The organism is Streptomyces sp. YIM S03343 (assembly GCF_054729195.1).
This window is the reverse complement of the sequence record NZ_JBPUKX010000001.1, coordinates 3,047,708-3,063,913: the sequence shown is the minus strand read 5'-3', so window position 1 is coordinate 3,063,913 and position 16,206 is coordinate 3,047,708. Positions and strand designations below refer to the sequence as shown.

The 16,206-nt window shown below is 69.6% G+C and carries 13 protein-coding genes; 6 read left to right on the top strand and 7 right to left on the bottom strand.

All coding sequences use genetic code 11. From position 1 onward, the window contains the following. Positions 1–80: 80 nt before the first annotated feature. From ACSYGN_RS12910 to ACSYGN_RS12900, 3 genes are all read left to right on the top strand, one after another. The gene (locus ACSYGN_RS12910) at positions 81–290 is read left to right on the top strand and encodes a hypothetical protein (RefSeq protein ID WP_460395049.1); all 210 of its coding nucleotides are present in this window, start codon (positions 81–83) and stop codon (positions 288–290) included. A 75-nt stretch (positions 291–365) separates the two neighbouring features. After that, the gene (locus tag ACSYGN_RS12905) at positions 366–1,016 is read left to right on the top strand and encodes a hypothetical protein (protein ID WP_460395047.1); all 651 of its coding nucleotides are present in this window, start codon (positions 366–368) and stop codon (positions 1,014–1,016) included. 206 nt (positions 1,017–1,222) lie between these two features. Then, positions 1,223–1,987: a phosphoadenosine phosphosulfate reductase gene (locus ACSYGN_RS12900; RefSeq protein ID WP_460395045.1), complete on the top strand. Its 765-nt coding sequence runs from the start codon at positions 1,223–1,225 to the stop codon at positions 1,985–1,987. Between the two features lie 94 nt (positions 1,988–2,081). Here the strand turns inward: ACSYGN_RS12900 and ACSYGN_RS12895 are convergent, their stop codons facing one another. From ACSYGN_RS12895 to ACSYGN_RS12885, 3 genes are all read right to left on the bottom strand, one after another. Further along, positions 2,082–2,288: a hypothetical protein gene (locus ACSYGN_RS12895; protein WP_460395043.1), complete on the bottom strand. Its 207-nt coding sequence runs from the start codon at positions 2,286–2,288 to the stop codon at positions 2,082–2,084. A gap of 383 nt (positions 2,289–2,671) precedes the next feature. Next, entirely contained in the window at positions 2,672–2,890 is a 219-nt protein-coding gene (locus tag ACSYGN_RS12890) for a hypothetical protein (protein WP_460395041.1), read from the bottom strand. Positions 2,891–3,413: 523 nt separating this feature from the next. Continuing rightward, a complete protein-coding gene (locus ACSYGN_RS12885) occupies positions 3,414–4,931 on the bottom strand; it encodes an AAA family ATPase (protein ID WP_460395039.1) in 1,518 nt (505 codons plus the stop codon). A 203-nt stretch (positions 4,932–5,134) separates the two neighbouring features. Here ACSYGN_RS12885 and ACSYGN_RS12880 point away from each other — a divergent pair, with 203 nt between their 5' ends. The 3 genes from ACSYGN_RS12880 to ACSYGN_RS12870 all read left to right on the top strand — a co-directional run bounded on the left by ACSYGN_RS12880 (position 5,135) and on the right by ACSYGN_RS12870 (position 8,490). Beyond that, positions 5,135–7,528 carry a hypothetical protein gene (locus ACSYGN_RS12880; protein ID WP_460395037.1) on the top strand — a complete coding sequence of 798 codons (2,394 nt, stop codon included), beginning with the start codon at positions 5,135–5,137 and terminating at the stop codon, positions 7,526–7,528. A 150-nt stretch (positions 7,529–7,678) separates the two neighbouring features. After that, the gene (locus ACSYGN_RS12875; RefSeq protein WP_460395035.1) at positions 7,679–8,008 is read left to right on the top strand and encodes a plasmid mobilization protein; all 330 of its coding nucleotides are present in this window, start codon (positions 7,679–7,681) and stop codon (positions 8,006–8,008) included. Next, positions 8,005–8,490 carry a hypothetical protein gene (locus ACSYGN_RS12870; protein WP_460395033.1) on the top strand — a complete coding sequence of 162 codons (486 nt, stop codon included), beginning with the start codon at positions 8,005–8,007 and terminating at the stop codon, positions 8,488–8,490. Before ACSYGN_RS12875 ends, ACSYGN_RS12870 begins: the two co-directional genes overlap by 4 nt. Before the next feature lie 644 nt (positions 8,491–9,134). Here ACSYGN_RS12870 and ACSYGN_RS12865 read toward each other — a convergent pair. The 4 genes from ACSYGN_RS12865 to ACSYGN_RS12850 all read right to left on the bottom strand — a co-directional run bounded on the left by ACSYGN_RS12865 (position 9,135) and on the right by ACSYGN_RS12850 (position 15,977). Beyond that, complete coding sequence (locus ACSYGN_RS12865) at positions 9,135–9,356, bottom strand: hypothetical protein (RefSeq protein ID WP_460395031.1); 222 nt, start codon at positions 9,354–9,356, stop codon at positions 9,135–9,137. 224 nt (positions 9,357–9,580) lie between these two features. Beyond that, a complete protein-coding gene (locus tag ACSYGN_RS12860; protein WP_460395029.1) occupies positions 9,581–11,005 on the bottom strand; it encodes a DUF6177 family protein in 1,425 nt (474 codons plus the stop codon). After that, positions 11,002–15,075 carry a type VII secretion protein EccCa gene (gene eccCa / locus ACSYGN_RS12855; RefSeq protein ID WP_460395027.1) on the bottom strand — a complete coding sequence of 1,358 codons (4,074 nt, stop codon included), beginning with the start codon at positions 15,073–15,075 and terminating at the stop codon, positions 11,002–11,004. The genes ACSYGN_RS12860 and eccCa overlap by 4 nt, the downstream gene beginning before the upstream one ends. After that, a complete protein-coding gene (locus tag ACSYGN_RS12850) occupies positions 15,072–15,977 on the bottom strand; it encodes a MinD/ParA family ATP-binding protein (protein WP_460395025.1) in 906 nt (301 codons plus the stop codon). Before ACSYGN_RS12850 ends, eccCa begins: the two co-directional genes overlap by 4 nt. Positions 15,978–16,206: the final 229 nt, after the last annotated feature.

The following is a 16,206-nucleotide window of genomic DNA, read 5'->3' as shown; positions in this document are numbered from 1 at the left end:
ACCTTGACGGCTCGTACACAGCACCCAGAGAACTGTTCGGACGGACCTCAGAGGTCGCGCGGATTCCATTCGCGGTGCCGATGCTTCCGGTACCAGCATGGATCCTCAAGCGTGAGCTGCCACCACATCAGCCACGTCTCGGGGAGCGGATGCCGGTGTGGCTGGAGGAAGGGGTAGTCCTCAAGCGGGGCAGCGTCCGCGGACAGGCGGCCGTCGGTGTCAGCGGCGACTGCGTGGTGCGCACCGTCGGCGGCCCGGTCCAGAGCCAAGTGCCGTCCGCCCTGCCGTAACGATATGGTGGGGCTGGCTAGTGCGTGCTACCCCGCTTCGCCGGCTGCGCTGCACGCCTTCCAGGAGGATCGACCATGACCGCGGCGCGCATCCCGTTTCTCATGGGCCACTCTGAAATTGCTGCCCTTTACGGGGTCAAGACCCAGACTTCGCAGCTCTGGCGCAGCAATGGAGTGCTTGCGGAGCCCGATCTCATTGCTTCAGGTAACCCTTATTGGCTCCTCTCCACGGCCATGTGGCTCCGCGGGCAGGCCTCCCGAGAAGTCGACACTGAGCGCCTCCATGCCTACCGCGCCGCGCACCCCCAGGGATACGACGAGCCGGACTCGACGAAACTCCCGATCATCGTCGGAATCCAGGAGGTCGCCCGTCTCTGTAGGGTGGACAGTCAGGCAGTTTCCCGGTGGCGTTATCGCGGCTCGATCGCTGACGCAGACCTGGTCCTGTCCCGCTCACCGCTCTGGCTGCTCGACACCATCCTCGGCGATGCCCGCCGGCGTGAGCGGGACCTCGACCCTGGGTATCTGCAACAACTCCGAGCAGGTAAACGCTCACCGCAGAAGCCACGGGGTTCCAGATCTGGAACCCCGCTCGCCGAGCGCCAACCGCTGCCACCCCTTCCGGATGCCAGAATCTTCAACCCGTCAGAGCAGCGGGAAGCAATGGCCTTTGTTAGAGAGCTGCTAGCAGGTGGGTTCTCCGTGAGCGTTCGAGCCCGGCGATGACCGACCCAGCTACCCCCCTTCCCTGAAACCGCACTTGGCAGTGCAAGAGTTCTCCTTCACCTTGTGTGAGATAAACACTTGACGAGGATGGTATCAATAGAACCTCTCAAAACGTGCAGGCTTGGAGCGACATGCAACTGACCACTCAGACGAGTGACACCCCCCTGGAGACGGACCCGCTCAAGGTCATCTCTTACGGTGGAGGCGTGCAGTCCACCGCGCTGCTCGTCCTCGCTGCTCAGGGACACATTGGGTACCGGACCTGCCTGTTCGCAAACGTCGGTGACGACAGCGAGAACCCTGGGACCCTCGAATATCTGAACAGTGTGGCCATCCCCTACGCCACTGATGCTGGGATCGAACTCCATGTTCTGGAGCGACGACGCCGCGACGGCACGGTTGAAACGCTCTGGGAGCGTCTCCATCGACCGGACGCCAGGTCTATCCCTATCCCGGTCCGCATGGCCAACGGCGCTCCGGGCCGCCGCTCATGCACCGCCGACTTCAAGATCAAGGTTGTTGGCCGGTGGCTCCGCAAGTGCGGAGCCACCAAGGTCAACCCAGCAATCGTCGGTGTAGGAATCTCTCTCGACGAGATCCATCGCGCCAACCGGCGTCGAAGCGAAGAACACGAGGTAATCGAGTACCCGCTTCTCGACCTTGGGCTCCGCCGCGACGACTGCCTTGCGATTATCCGGGACGCTGACCTGCCTGAGCCGCCGAAGAGCTCCTGCTTCTTTTGTCCCTTTCGCACGGCAGCGGCATGGAAGGAACAGCGTCTCAACGATCCAGAACTGTTTGAAAGGGCCGCACAGTTGGAGGAGACCATCATCAGCCGCAGGCTCGCCATCGGCCGGGATCCGGCGTACCTCACGCGATACGGCAAGCCACTCCCTCTCGCCATCCCCTCTGTGGTCACGGGCAATGACGATGAGGACGGGTCATGCGACTCTGGCTGGTGCATGACGTAATCGGTCATCGTTCGGGACTGCTGCAGGATTGGGTGCCACCCGATCGGCTTACCGTCTGCGAACTGGAATGATTTGGCGGCTAGGTCGAGTTCCGTCAGGCGTCGTACATGCAGCGCGCCCGATGCCTGCCGTCCCGCCTGGGCTGCTCGCCGGGTACGTCGGTGACCTGGCGCTTGGCGCCTGCGCTGCCGAGGGGCTGCGGGCGGCCGGGGAGGCGGTCGAAGAAGACGCCGTGCCCCTCTCGTCCCGGCTCCTGTGGATGCTGGACCGGCTGCATGCCCTCGCGGTCCCGGGCCGACATGCGTCCTTCGCCGTTGGCTAGGTCCCGGAGGACGAGCGGGCGCCGTCGGAAGGAGCGGACGGCGGCCTTCCCACACCTGAACTCGACGCCCTGCACAAGGGGTTCGAACGCATGGCCACCGGATGGTCGGGCGGTGCACCCGCGCTGGTGTCGGATCTTGCCCGTACCGACACTGCCACCGCATCGCATGTCCTTCAGCTGCTGTCGGATCATGCGGACGAGGAGATCGCCCGAGCCGCTGCGCTCGCATCCAAGGAATGCGAGAAGGCGTACTTGGCACAGGTACGCCCAGCGCAGCCGCCCGCGCGACGTAAGGGTGGGCGGCCGTAACGAGAGTAAGAAGCGGTGAGGGGCAGCCTCGCCGACTGCCCCTCAGATGTGGGCTACGCGGTGCGCTTGAGGTAGGAAAGTACGCCCATGCCTCCGCTGAAGGCCGCAGCGAAGGCGCTGCCACTCGCACCGAAAGTCGCGAGAGGATCGCCGTGGAAGGCCATGACCACGATGACCGCGACGAGAGAAACCACAACAGCACACAGACTGACGATCGCAACATCACGCCCGGGGTGCGTACAGGCGAGCTGCTGCGTCGAGTTGGCCGACACTCGGTACCTCCATTGACTTGTTCGCTATCTCCGCTGAATCTGGACGCACTTGACCTGGGCCAAGTGTCCCCAGCGGTACGCAGCGGGGCTTAGGGCGCCCCGGAACAGCCGTCCGGCTGTGTCCACGTATGAAGCGATGAAGTCAAGGAGCCTCCTATAAGTGGTTGGTAGACCGACTCTAGCGATCCGTCAACTTCACTGCAACGACCAGTCGTTGAACGCCTTTGCCGGAGGGAGGGGGCTGGCTTACGGCAGGTTGGACAGTTGCAGTGCCGGCTAGCCTTGCCGCATCACCGGAATGAAGTCGCACGACGTCCGCGTCTGTGTCCGACCACACCGTCGGCGACACCCGCCACGATCCTGCGCTACGTTCGCGCGCACCCCGGCGCCAAGCCGAAGGACATGGCGGGCGAACTGCCGAACGTCGACCTGAACCGTTCCGGGTTCGGTAGGGACTCTCGGATGTGCCCTGTCGTCTCGTGCATACTCCGCAGCAGAGAAAGTCACGCGACCCTGGCTCATCTCACGTCAGGCCGTGGATAGGTCCGTCACCGTACAGCGCGCCGATGTCGACCAGGATGACATCGCGGCGGTGTCCGGCGGCGGCGATGACGTCGGGATGGAAACCGTGCAGGGAGAACAGGGCGAGGGTCGCGTCGCCGGCTCGGTGCCCCTGGTCGGCGAGCAGGGTTCGGATGTGCTCCAGGCGCTCGAGGTCCTTGAGTCCTCGGGGCTGGACCGTGGCCTTGGCCTCGCCGATCAGGGCGATGGCGGCTCGCGGGTTTTGAGGGCGTTCGCCGGGGGCCAAGGCGAGTAGGTCGACCTCGTGCTTGGTCCGGGCGGCCGGGTCGGGGATCTCCGCCTTGCCCACCGTGCCGAGCGACAGCCCCGTCTCGTCGCTGGCAAAGGAGCGGGCCCATTCGCGCGCGGTCTCCTCGAAATGCGGGCCGAGGATCTTCGAGTGGTACGTCGGACGGGAAGACTGCCACACCTGGGCACCGCGCCGCCGTTCCACCAGGTCCACCATGGGCAGTGTGATCAGCTGGTTGAAACGGATCACCGGGTCCGCCACGCTGATGGCCGGGTGCCGCGCCTTGAGCAGGTCCTGCTCCTTGCGGATGTAGCCGGTGGACTCGAGCACCTCCAGCGGGGCGGACATGGCGGAGCGGGACCGTTCCAGCATCGAGCCGACCTTCGCCGGGGTCGAGGCGCCCCGGGCGACCGCGGACAGGACGTCGTAGTACAGCGTGCGGTGGGTGATCCGCGGGTCCTCGCGCAGCAGGAACTCCGCCTCCACCCGGGAGTAGAGGGCCCGTCCCGGGTCCAGCAGGGTGCGTTCCACCCAGGGGGCGAACTCAGCCTCACTCTGCGGAGTCTGCCCCGCGGCCAGCGGCCGATAGCCCGGGGCGCCGCCCAGCACGGAGTCGACCTGCAGCGCCACTGCCGGGTCTGCGATTCCCCAGTGGGTACGGGCCGTTCGGTAGTCGAAGGCCGGCAGACGCAGGTCCAGAACGGCTCGGCCGCGTAGCGGCTTGGTCCCGGACAGCAATTCGGACATTACGCTCATCGCCGAGCCGCACAGCACGATCCGGCCGCCGGGTGCCTTGCCGGACTGCGACTGGTCGTACAGGAGTTGCAGAAACCCGGGGATCTCAGGGGAGTGCTGCAACAGGTACGGCAGCTCGTCGATGACGATCAGCGGTGCCCCCGAGGACCGGTTCACCACGTCCAGCGCAGCGGTGAGTACATCCCGCCAGTCGTCCAGCCGCATCGCTCCGGGCCGCACACCCGCGTGCGCAGCGATCATCTCGGTGAACCGGTGCAGCGCGGGCACCCGGCCTTCCTCCTGTACAGCGGTGAGGTACAGCCCGCCCACTGCGTCTGCGAGTGCCTCCAGCAGGAACGACTTCCCGTTTCTCCGGCGCCCCGAGACGATGGCCAGCCGCAGCTCGGTGGCTGGATCGGCGAGGAAGTCGTTCAGGAGGGCCCACTCGTGATCGCGGTCCAGTAGCCGCCCCGGCTTGTCGATCTGTCCAGTCACAGCTTCCCCGATTCTGTGTAGGTGCACCTGAACAAAAACGGTACAGGTTGAGCTTGACTCTTTGCTGCGCCCACTGTGTCATGCTGCGACTCCACCCAGGCGCGGCTCTGTACGTTGTTCGGGTGACACACGAAGCGCAATCCGGTCTGGCCGCCTGCTCTCTTCTTTCCTGGGGCACGGAGCATGGCGAACGTCTTGATCCAGTGGCCACGGACGCGGTCCTGTCTCTGCTCGCCCTGAGCGGCGCCAAGGTACGCAATGGGCTGCCCGAGGCCACTCCCGACCTGGTACGGGCCGTGCTGCTCGAGGCGCTGCCGCAGTTCCTGTCCGTCGCACCGGGCGAGGAGGGCGCGGCACTGGTGGTGCTGCGCGTGCTGGCGGATCGCACCAGAGCGGACGGGCGGCTCAACGCCAAGCGGCACGCGCGGCTGCGCGAGGCGATCGACAAGTGTGCCGCTGAACACCTTCGGGTGATGTGTGATCCATGCGAGTTGACGCTCCCTCGCTTCTGGGGCGGCGTGCTGCGGTCGCGCGGTGTCGACGTACGGGATGCACAGGCGGTGCGGGCAGAGTTGGAGGAACTGGCGCAGTTGCCGTATGCCGAGCGTGCCGGGCTGCTTGCCCTGCCGGACGTGACGGACGCCGCGGAGTCGGACGCGGGCACTCCGCCCGCGGTCCCGGCGGCGTATGCGCTCGGCCCCTACCGGCGCGCGCTGGCGATGGAGCGGCAGGCGACGGCCGCGATGGCGCTGGGGCAGCGCCTCGCCCTGTGTCTGACCGAGTCGGACGAGGCACCGTGGGTGCTGGAGTTGCTCGGCTCCGAGCAGGTGGCGCGTCTGATGGATGCCGATGGAGTCGACGAGTGGACCGAGGCGGTCACGAAAGCCGGGCTGCGCGTGGGGCGCCGCTGGTCGTTGGGGTCGGTCGAACTGCCGGTGGCGGCACTTCCCGCTCCCGGTCCGCGTCCGGACGACATGAAGCTGTTCCACGCGGTGGGCGAGGTGATCGACCAGTACGACATGCTCTGTGGGGACGAACCCTTCGCGCCGCCGCACCCGTTGCCCGCGGACCGGGACGGCTTCGTGTCCGCGCTGTGCGGTAGCGGGTTGCTCGCGTCCGCCGCGCAGCTCGCCGAGTCACCGCCCGCTGACACCGACACGGAAGGCGTCGACGTCGCGCTCGCGACCGGTTTTCTCGTCCTGGATCCGGAGGGCAGGCCGCGGCCCGGGCCGTCCCTGGAGGCCTGGCATGAGCGGGACGTGGATGAACTGGCGGCTCTCGCGGTGCGCGCCCTGGTGGAGCTGTGCGAGCGGCTGGGCAGGGATCCGGACCTCGGGGACAAGTACGAGGGCGAGACCCTGGGCGCTCTGGTGGCGCTCTACTGCACGGCGGGCGAGACCCGGTCGGTGGCGCGAGACGCGGCCGAGGCATCCGACTGGCGGGTGCCGCCGGACGCGTCGCTCACCGCGCCGGTGCGCGGACACGCGGACTCCACGGAGCCGGAGGAGTCCGGGTGCACGGCGGAGGCATACCGTCTGCCACCGCTGCCGGAGCTCGAACGGCTGGTGCAGACGGGCCCGTTGGACGAGCAGGACGCCGTCGAGCTGGCGCCGGCGGCTCGGAGGCTGGCCGCCCGCCTGGACCTGCTGGCCGCGGCCGGTGTGGTGTGGCGGCACGGCGAGGCGTACGGGCTGACCCCGCTGGCTGCCGCCTTGCTTCGCGAGGCGCTGTTGCTGACCTACGGCGGCGCCTGGCCACCGCGTACTGGGGAGTCGGCGCGGGAGACAGACGAGTCCGCCGCGGGTGAATTGGAGGAGCCGGGGTGGACGCCGTCGACCGTGGCTTATCGCTTCCCCACCATGGAGGCGGTGCTCGCAATGGACGCCGCACGGTTGCTCCCCGCCGCGCGGCGGTGGGACGACTACGCCGCCCATCACGTGCTGCTCCGGTGGGTCGCGGGCGGCGAGGGGCCCGAGGCGCGCTGGCCGAGGCTGCTGGCGACGCTGGCGGCGCCCCCGTACTCCACGGATCTGCCGGGTCACCGCAGCCTGGTGGCGCACACCCTGCCGGACGCCCCGCCCGGGCTCCTCGCCGGGTACGTCGGTGACCCGGTGCTCGGCGCCTGGGCTGCCGAGGGGCTGCGGGCGGCCGGGGAGGCGGTCGAAGAAGACGCCGTGCCCCTCTCGTCCCGGCTCCTGTGGACGCTGGACCGGCTGCACGCCCTCGCGATCCCGGCCTGGCATGCGTCCTTCGCCGGCGGTTGGGTACCGGATGACGACGAGGATGCGCCGCCGGAAGGAGCGGACGACGGCCTTCCCACCCCTGAACTCGACGCCCTGCACAAGGGGTTCGAGCAGATGGCCACCGGTTGGCCGGGCGGCGCACCCGCGCTGCTGTCGGATCTCGCCCGTGCCGACCCGGCCTTCGCGTCGCATACCCTTCAGCTCCTGTCGGAGCATCCGGACGAGGTGATCGCCCGCCCCGCTGCGCTGGCGTACGAGGAGTGCGGGAAGGCGTACCAGGCACAGGTACGCCCGGCGCAGCCGACCGCGCGACGTAAGGGTGGCGGTCGTAAGAAGAGCAAGAAGCGCCGCTGAACCAGGTCACCGGTCGCGTCCGCAGCGGCCGGTGGCTCGCGGGCTTCCTCGGTGCTCCGTGTCAGGGGGGTCTTCAACTGCTGGCCCTCGAAGTCGGGTGAGTGAGCGGCCGTACTCGCACTGTCGTCATACGCGTATTACGATGCCTTCGTGGCAAAGACACGCATCAGTATCAGCTTGGAGCAGGACCAGGCCGAACGCATCAGACAGCATGCGGAACGGGCGGGCATGGACGTCTCGGCGTACCTGGTGCATGCCGCAACGCGCCAGATGACCGAGAGCGATGCCATAGAGGAACAGTTCGCCGAGGTGGACGCGCTCATCGCCCGGGCGCAGCGGGCAGCGGACGGGCTGCCCGCCGAACCCGCCTCGGAACCGGCTGCGGACCTGACGGAGCAGGAACGCCGTGAGGTCGAGGAGGCCCTGGGGCTCGTCCACGGCCGGGACCGGCAGGTCCGCCGTCCGGGACACGCCGCGTGAGCGCACGGGTGCCGGTCTACGACACCGGCATGCTCATCGCACTCGCCGACCGCAAGGCGAAGGCGGTGGCTCTGCACGAGGGACTGCGCACGGTCCCGCACCGGGCGCTGGTGCTCGGACCGGTCCTCGCCCAGGTGTGGCGCCCCCAGCCGGCTCTGATGCACGCCCTGTCCGGCGTCTTGAAGGACTGCACGGTTCCTCAGGCCCGTACATCCGAGCCGCCCATGCGTGAGACGAAGGCGGGCCGCCCGGAGTGTCTGGCCTGTGCGACGGGCCCGGACCTCGCGGACTGGCGGCGCATCGGCACCGCTCTGGGACGGGCGGCCCTGCCGACGAAGAAGCGGCGGGACGCGGTGGACGCCTGGGTGACACTGGCGGCGGCCCGGCACGGCAGCGCGGTGATCTTCACCACCGACCCGGGGGACATCCACGCCTACCTGACGGTCCTCGCACCGACGGACGTGCATGTGGTGGCCGTCTGACGATCGACTGTCACGCGGGTTCGTCCGTTGTGCACGTCCGGGCCGAGGCCTCACAGGCACACTCAGCCCAGACTGTCGTGCCGTCGGCGGGTACGGCTCGACGCCCCAGCGGTCGGCCAGGGCGGTGACCAGGAAGAGGCCGCAGCCGGAGTCGGATGCGGCATGACAGGGCGCCCGCGCCCGTCAGCCACGTGTTCTGTGCCCCCCGTGGATGCCACGCAGTGAGTCAATTTTGATCCGCCGTCAGAGGGGACGGTTCAAGCGACGCCGACAACGTTCATCCCTGGACGGGCCTGGAGGCCTGGGCGGTGAGTGCGACTGCCCGTACGGCCTGGAGGGCAACTTCTGCGAGCACCTCGTCGCAGACAGCGTGCGGGTAGCCGTCGAAACTGCCGCTAGGCAGCCTTGGGCCGCGCCGCACGCGTGCCCGGGGCGGGCTCCTGTGCGTCCTCGGGCCAGAAGATCTCCTCCTCTCCGAAGTCCGGGGCCTGGAAGGGCTTTGTCGTCGGAGGCGGCGATACTGCCGTGGAACGGCGGGGTCGCCCTTCCACGGCGGAGAACAGCGACGTGGGGTCGATGAGAGGTCTGCCTTTCGTTACAGGTTTCTGATGGGGCTTGGCGTGCCGTGACCGGACACAGCGGTCCTACAACTTGGTCATCTTGGCGTACGGGCTCAAGATCCGCATTTGCGCCGAGCCGAAGTCCACGAGCGCCGCGACTCCGTCCTCGATGCCGACCACCCGGCCGAGGCCGTACACGTCATGAGTGATCTGGTCGCCCATCGCGAAGTGCTTGGGAGCCAGTGCGACCGGCGCCTTGAAGGGGCTGGTGGGCAGATGACGCTTCGGTGCCGCAGGTTTCGTCATAGCTCAGTATGAGCCTACGCGTATCCGGCTCGCTGTGGCCGTCGGCACAGATTCGGACGGGAAAACCACGTCACGCCACTGACCTGGTGTTTCGAGACCCGGTGAGGCCCCTGTATCTGTCCCGGTTGCGGCATGAACCTCAGCTGACAACAGTCAGCCACAAGTGCGCCGATCGATCGGGCACGCGTACGCTCCGCCCACCCTGAGCCAGCCGGTGACGTCTGTCAATCTGCTGAGCCGGACCGGGCCTTGAGGTGTGCGGTGAGGGTCTGGAGCGCGGTCCAGGCGGCGGGGTCGGATCCGTCGCCGAGGGGGTAGTGCAGGGCCGGGTCTGCGGTTGTGCCGAGTTGTACGGGTTTCATCGCGAGCGGGGGGCGGCGGGCGTGGGTGAGTCCGGTGGCGTGTACGTCCGTGGCGCCGAGTGTGAACGTGACCGGGATCGGCGGAGCGGCGAGGAGGGGTCGTAGCGTCAGGTCGGCGCTGGCCGCTGTCAGGGTGGTCAGCATGGTCGATAGGCCGTGGGCGTCTATGAGTTCGGCGGCCAGCGGCTCGATCGCCTCCAGGGGGACCTGCTGGCCTGCCGGGTAGCCGACGGTGAGCGTGATGTCCTCTGCGACGCCCGCCGTGGTGCGTGTCGTGCGGTGCGTTGCGATGGCCGGCCGGTCGGGGGTGCCGATGACGAGGGCGTGGGTGGGGTGGGGCGAGCGGTCGCGGGCCAGGTCGGTCAACTGGCGTGGTGACCAGGGGAGGTTGACCGGCTCAGCGGTGCCCCATCCGGCGGGTGCCGCGCCTGTGAAGTGGCGCCAGGCCGTTTCCAGGGCGCCGCCGAGCACGAGGTCGGCGGCGGGGGAGCGGACGGTGCGCAGTGCCACCGTGAGTCGTCGTTCCTCGGTGGGTCCGGCGCCGTCGGTGAAGGCTTCCGCGACCTTCGCGGGTGGGCCCGTGGGCGTGAACGTGCCGTCCTGCCAGACCAGTTCGGTCCCGGAGAGTCCGTCGTAGTAGCCGCCTGCCGGGTTCTGGACGACCCAGCGGTTGGGTGCGCCGCCGAGGGCCGTGCGAAGGGGGAGGGTGAGGCGGACGTGGGGCGGGGTGACGATGTGCAGGGCCCGGCCGGTTGTTGCGGTGGTGCGCAGTATGTCGGACAGCCAGGTGGTCAGGCCCAGGACCGGGCGGTCGGCGAGTACCACCGCGGTGGACTCGGTGAGGACGTCGACGGCGGGCAGGGCTCCGTCCGGCAGCTGTGTCGCGGTGACGTCGTCGCACTGCTGGGCCGTGTCCACGACCGCCGTGCTGGTGGCCTCGTGCGGCCAGGTGGTTCCGCCGAGCAGCATGGTCAGGCGTGCGCAGATCGACGCGGCGAGGGGTTCGGCCGCGGGGACGGCGGTGGATGCGCGTGCCTCGGTCCACCAGTACGGCGGCTGCGGAGCCCCCATGTGAGGGCCGAGGAGGCGTTCGGCCTCGCCGGGTGTGTGGATGAGGAGGGGAGCCTCGACGGAGACCAGAGGGCGGCCGGCCGCTGTGCACAGCTGGATGACGGCGCCGTCGTCGGTGGTGGTCAGGCTCAGGTCGGGGCCGCCGGCGTGCAGGGCGGCGAGCAGGGCCGGGGGATCGGGCACCTTCTGGGTGAGGGCGATGACGTCCTTGGTCATGCCGGCGCCTGGGTGGGTTCGCCCTCGGGCGTGAGGGCGGTCTGGATCAGCTCGTGACGGCGGCCGCGGCGGACCAGGGTGCCGCGGCCGGGCGGCTGTGCGGAGGCGTACAGGCCGGGGAAGAGCTGGCCTTCGGTGCGGTCGCCGGTCATGACGAGGGCGGTGGCGCCGCTCTCGCGCAACGCTGTGAGGAACGGCTCGTACAGGGCCCGCGAGGACCCGGCGACACGGCGTGCGACGACGAAGTGCAGGCCGATGTCCCGGGCCGAGGAGATGTACGGCAGGAACGGGGCGAGGGGTTGCTGCCCGGCCGCGGTGAGGATGTCGTAGTCGTCGACGACGATGACGATTCGTGGGCCGGTGAAGGACACCTCGTCGGTGAGAGCGTCGGGGTCGGCGGTTTCCGGCAGGCGTTTGTCCAGTTCGGTGGCGATGCCGGTGGCGAGCGCGCCTGCCAGTTTCGTGTTGTGCGCGTAGCCGCCGCGATAGGGCTCGGGGATGACGCCTCGCAGGCCGCGCCGCGGGTCGAAGACGCCGAAGACCAGTTCGTCGTCGCCGTAGCGGTCGATGAGGTTGCGGGAGATGAGCTTGAGCAGGTTTGTCTTGCCGCACTCGTTGTCGCCGAGGATCAGCAAGTTCTGGTCGGTGCCGAACAGGTCGAGGACGGTCGGGGAGAGGGCGTCCTGGCCGACGCCGATCGGGATCGCGCGGGGTTCCACCGCGGTGGAGGGCAGCCGCCCGGCAGGCAGCTTCGTCGGCAACACCCTGACGGGGGCGGCGAGTTCACCGTGCCAGGTGGCGCGCAACCGGGCCGCCGTCTGCTCCAGGGCAGGGCCGAGGTCCTCCGTGGTGGCGTGGGCGTCGATGCGCGGGAGTGCCGTCTGGACGAACAGTCTGCCGTCCGTCAGGGCCCGGCCCGGTGTGTCCGCGGACAGGGTGTGGGAGAGCTTGCGGTCGATACAGGAGTCGGCCGGGTCGTTGAGGCGCAGTTCGATGCGGCTGCCGAACAGGGACTGGGTGGCGATGCGTACGTCGTTCCAGCGGAGCATGGCGGCCACGACGTGGATGCCGTAGCCGCTGCCGCGTTTGAGGAGCTCGGCCACGTCGTCGTCGAGATGGGCGAACTCGTCGCGCAGCGCGCCGAATCCGTCGATGAGCAGCACCACGTCGGTGGAGCCGAGCCGGGGCAGCTCGCCCCCGGCACGCAGGGCCCGCAACTGGTCGATGGAGTCGATGCCCCGCTCACGGAAGATCTCCTCGCGCTCGGCGAGCATGACGCGTACTTCGGCGACGGTGCGGGCGGCGCGCTCGTGGTCGGCGCGGGTGGCGATGCCACCGACGTGCGGCAGACCGGCCAGGGCGCTCAGGCCGCCGCCCACCAGGTCCAGACCGTAGACGGCGACGTCGCGCGGCGTGTGGGTGAGGGCGAGGGAGAGAGCCAGGGTGCGCAGCAGGGTCGTCTTTCCGGCGGCCGGGCCGCCGATGACGGCCGTGTGTCCGCCCGCGGTGTTCAGGTCGTGCACCCACGGGCCCTGCCACTGCCTGGCCGGATCGTCGAGGACACCCAGCGGTACCCGCAACGGGCTGTCCGGGCTGTCCGGGCCGTCGGGGCCGTTCGGGCCGTCGGCGCGGGCGAGTCGGAGGCCGTCGGCGGACGCCTGAACGGGGCCTGCGGCCGTGTCGAGGCTGAGGGCTTCGGGCAGGGGCGGCAGCCAGATGCGGCGTACCGGCTCGGCGGCGTCGGCGAGCTGGCCGACCGCGACGGCCAGGACCGTCGGCCCCGCCGCACGCTCACGCAATACCGGCGTCTCCTCGTCCGCTACGGCTGCCTGCGCAGCGGCGGGGGCATTGAACGCCGGATAAGGCCAGACGAGCGGCTCGGCGTCGGCGGTGCTCTCGTGTACGACGGGACCGCGGTAGGCGCCGGAAACGAAGCCCGCCTTGAAGCGGGTGTACGTCGAGGTGTCGACCTTCAGGTAACCGAAGCCGGGCAGCGGGGGCAGGTGGAAGGCGTCCGTGGTCTCCAGGACCGTACGCGACTCGTCCGCCGAGAAGGTGCGCAGCCCGAGCCGGTACGACAGGTACGTCTCCAGGCCCTTGAGCCTGCCGCCCTCGATGCGCTGGCTGGACAGCAGCAGGTGGACGCCGATGGAGCGGCCGATCCGCCCGATGGACAGGAACAGGTCGATGAAATCGGGCTTGGCGGTGATCAGTTCACCGAACTCGTCGATGACGACGAACAGGTGCGGCAGCGCCTCCAGGCCGGGGCGGGTGGTGGCGCGCAGGGCGCGGTACTGGCCGATGTCGGCGATGTTCCCGGCGTCCTTGAGTACCTGCTGGCGTCGCTTGATCTCACCGGCGAGGGAGGTGTGCACACGCTCGACGAGACCGGCGTGGTTCTCCAGATTGGTGATGACGCCCGCCACATGCGGCAAACCCATGAACGGGGCGAACGTGGCACCACCCTTGTAGTCGACGAGCACCATCGCCAGATCCTCCGGCGGATGCGTCGTCACCAGCGCGAGTACGAGGGTGCGCAGCAGTTCGCTCTTGCCGGATCCGGTCGCGCCGACGCACAGCCCGTGCGGGCCCATGCCGAGCTGCGAGGACTCTTTCAGGTCGAGTAGCACCGGCGCGTGCCGGTCGTCGAGACCGATCGGTACCCGCAGGAAGTCCTGTTCGCCGCGTGCTGCCCACTGCCGGGTCAGGTCGAGAGCGGCGACATCGTCGATGCCGAGCAGCCCGGGGAAGTCCACCGGGCCCGAAACCGGCGTACCCTCGGCGGCCGATTCGGGGGACAGGCGCAGCGGCGCCAGAGCCCTGGCGAGAGCTTCAACCCCGGAGAGGCTCACGTGGTCCACGATGCCCTGCGTCCGTACGACGTGCTGTTGGCGCAGGTCCTCCACCGTGATCCGGTCGTCGTCGACAGTGATGCGCACGCAGACGTCATCGGGTTCCTGCACCTGTTCGGCGAGAAGATGCAGGACCGTGACCCCCATGTCCGGCAGGGCCACGGCGGTGTCGGGACGCGGGAGTTCGACGGCGTTCTCGCCGTACACGTCGCTCACCACGAGCAGCCGGTCGGTGAGAGTGAGCGCCTTCGTGTCGGACAGGCCGCGGCGCACCTCGGCCGCATACGAGGCGCGCCGCTTCAGATCCGGGCCGATCACCTGGGCGAGCTGGATCAGGTCGGGGGCGATGCGACGCGCGGCGACGGCGCCGTCGTGGGCCTGCGGGTCGTGGGCTTGTGGGTCGTGGGCTTGTGGGTCGAGGACATGCGGGAGCCATTTCGTCCACTCCCACTCTTCGACGCGGTCCCCGGGGGTGCCGAGTGCGATGGCCACGTCGTCCGGGGCGTGCGTCACGGCCGTCTGTATGAGCAGGGCCCGTGCGACGCGCAGGACGCCCTCACGGTCGCCCACGATGCTGACGTTGCCCGCCCGGTCGAGGGGGACCGTCAGCGGATGGTCGGAGGTGGTGGCGAACCGGGCCTGCACGGCGCGGGCCTCGTTGAGCATGAACGGATCCGGAGGGGTCAGCACGCCCCCGGCAGTGCTGTGACCGATGGTCAGCTCCTGCACCGGGACGTCGCCGACGCCGACCCTCACCTGGAGGAAGTCCGCGTCCGTACGGCGCCGTTCCCACAGGCGGGCCGCGTCGCGCAGGACGTCGTGCAGAGCCGCGGGTGCGGGGTGGAGGACTCGGGCGGCACGGCGGCGCTCGCGCTCGGCCGCGCCCAACTCGGCCCGCAGTTCCTCCAGATACTCCAGGTACCGCTCACGCTGTGTGCGCCGCTGCCGCTGGGCCTTGCCACGCTGGGAGAGGAACAGGGCCACCGCGCCGAGCAGCGCGATGACCAGGACGACGGCACCCAGACCGGCAAACTGGCTGGAGCGGATCACGGTCATCATCACGACCGATCCCATGACGCCGGTCATGGGCAGCAACGCCGCGGCCCCGTTGCCCATCTTGCCCTCGGGCAGGTTGGGCGGTGGTTCGATGGTGCGCGCCTGGAGGGGCGGCAGCGGACGGACCGAACGGGCCGGGCGGTGGACCAACTGCTGCGTCAACGGACTCGCACCGCCCGCTGCATCGCCTCGGCGGTCAGTTGGGTGGCGGCCCGGCGGGTTGCCTCGCCGAGCCGGTCGGCCTTGATGGGGCCTCCGGCGGCCAGGTGCCGGTCGTAGGGCAGGTGCACGACAGTGACTCCCGTCTCGCGCAGGTGGGCCGTGGCGGATGTCAGGTCGAGTTTCAGATCAGGTGTGCCCGAGGTGAGGGCGACGACGGTGGAGGCGAGCGCCGCATGCGGCAACTGCCCGAGCCAGTCAAGGACGATCCGGGTGCCACCCACCCCTTCTGCGGTGAGCGGGGCGACCACCACGCGCGCATGCGCGGTGTCCATCGCGGTACGGGCCACCTCGCCGGGCAGTGTCTCGCAGTCCACGACCGTGACGGCGAAGTAGCGGCGCAGCGCGAGCGTGACGGTGCGGTAGGTGGGGATGTCCAGCGGGGCGCCGAGGCGGCCCTGACTCGCGGGCAGCAGCCAGCCGCCATCCGAGATGGGCACCAAGTAACCAGTGATGTCGGTGAGTTGCATCGACGGAGTGAGGATGTGGGCGAGGTCGGCGCACGACCAGCGCACCGCCTCGGCCCCCAGCCGCACCGGCAGCGTGCCCAGTGCGGCGTCCGCCTCCAGGGCGAGCACCGGGTCGTGCCGGTAATGGTTGAGAGTGCGCGCGAGAAGTGCCGCGGTGGTGGTCTTGCCGACGCCGCCGCGGATCGACGTCACCGCGATCACCCGGCCCGTGGTCACGGGCTGCTGCAATGCACCCGCGAGCTGGGTCTCCTCGGCGACATCCCGCGCGGCGGACGAGGTGAGCTTGCGCAGTGACCGGCCCGCGCGCCGGGTCACCGAGTCACCGTGCCGCGGTGAACCGAGGGCGAAGGCGAGCCGCGGGTCGAGTGTTGCCACGGGCTCGGGCGTCACCGCCGGAAACTGGGCATGGCGGGGGGAACGGGGGACGGGGGAGGCGTTCTGCGGCGGCTGGGCGACCGGCGGATGTCCTGGCGCGGGCTGCGGTGAGGGCCCAGGGACGGGCTCCGGCGAGGGCCCAGGGACGGGTGGTAGGGCGGAAGCGTGGGGCGGGGGCGAAGGGCTCACTGGCGGCGGTGCCGCCTCGGCCGGAGTATCGGGGGCCGCC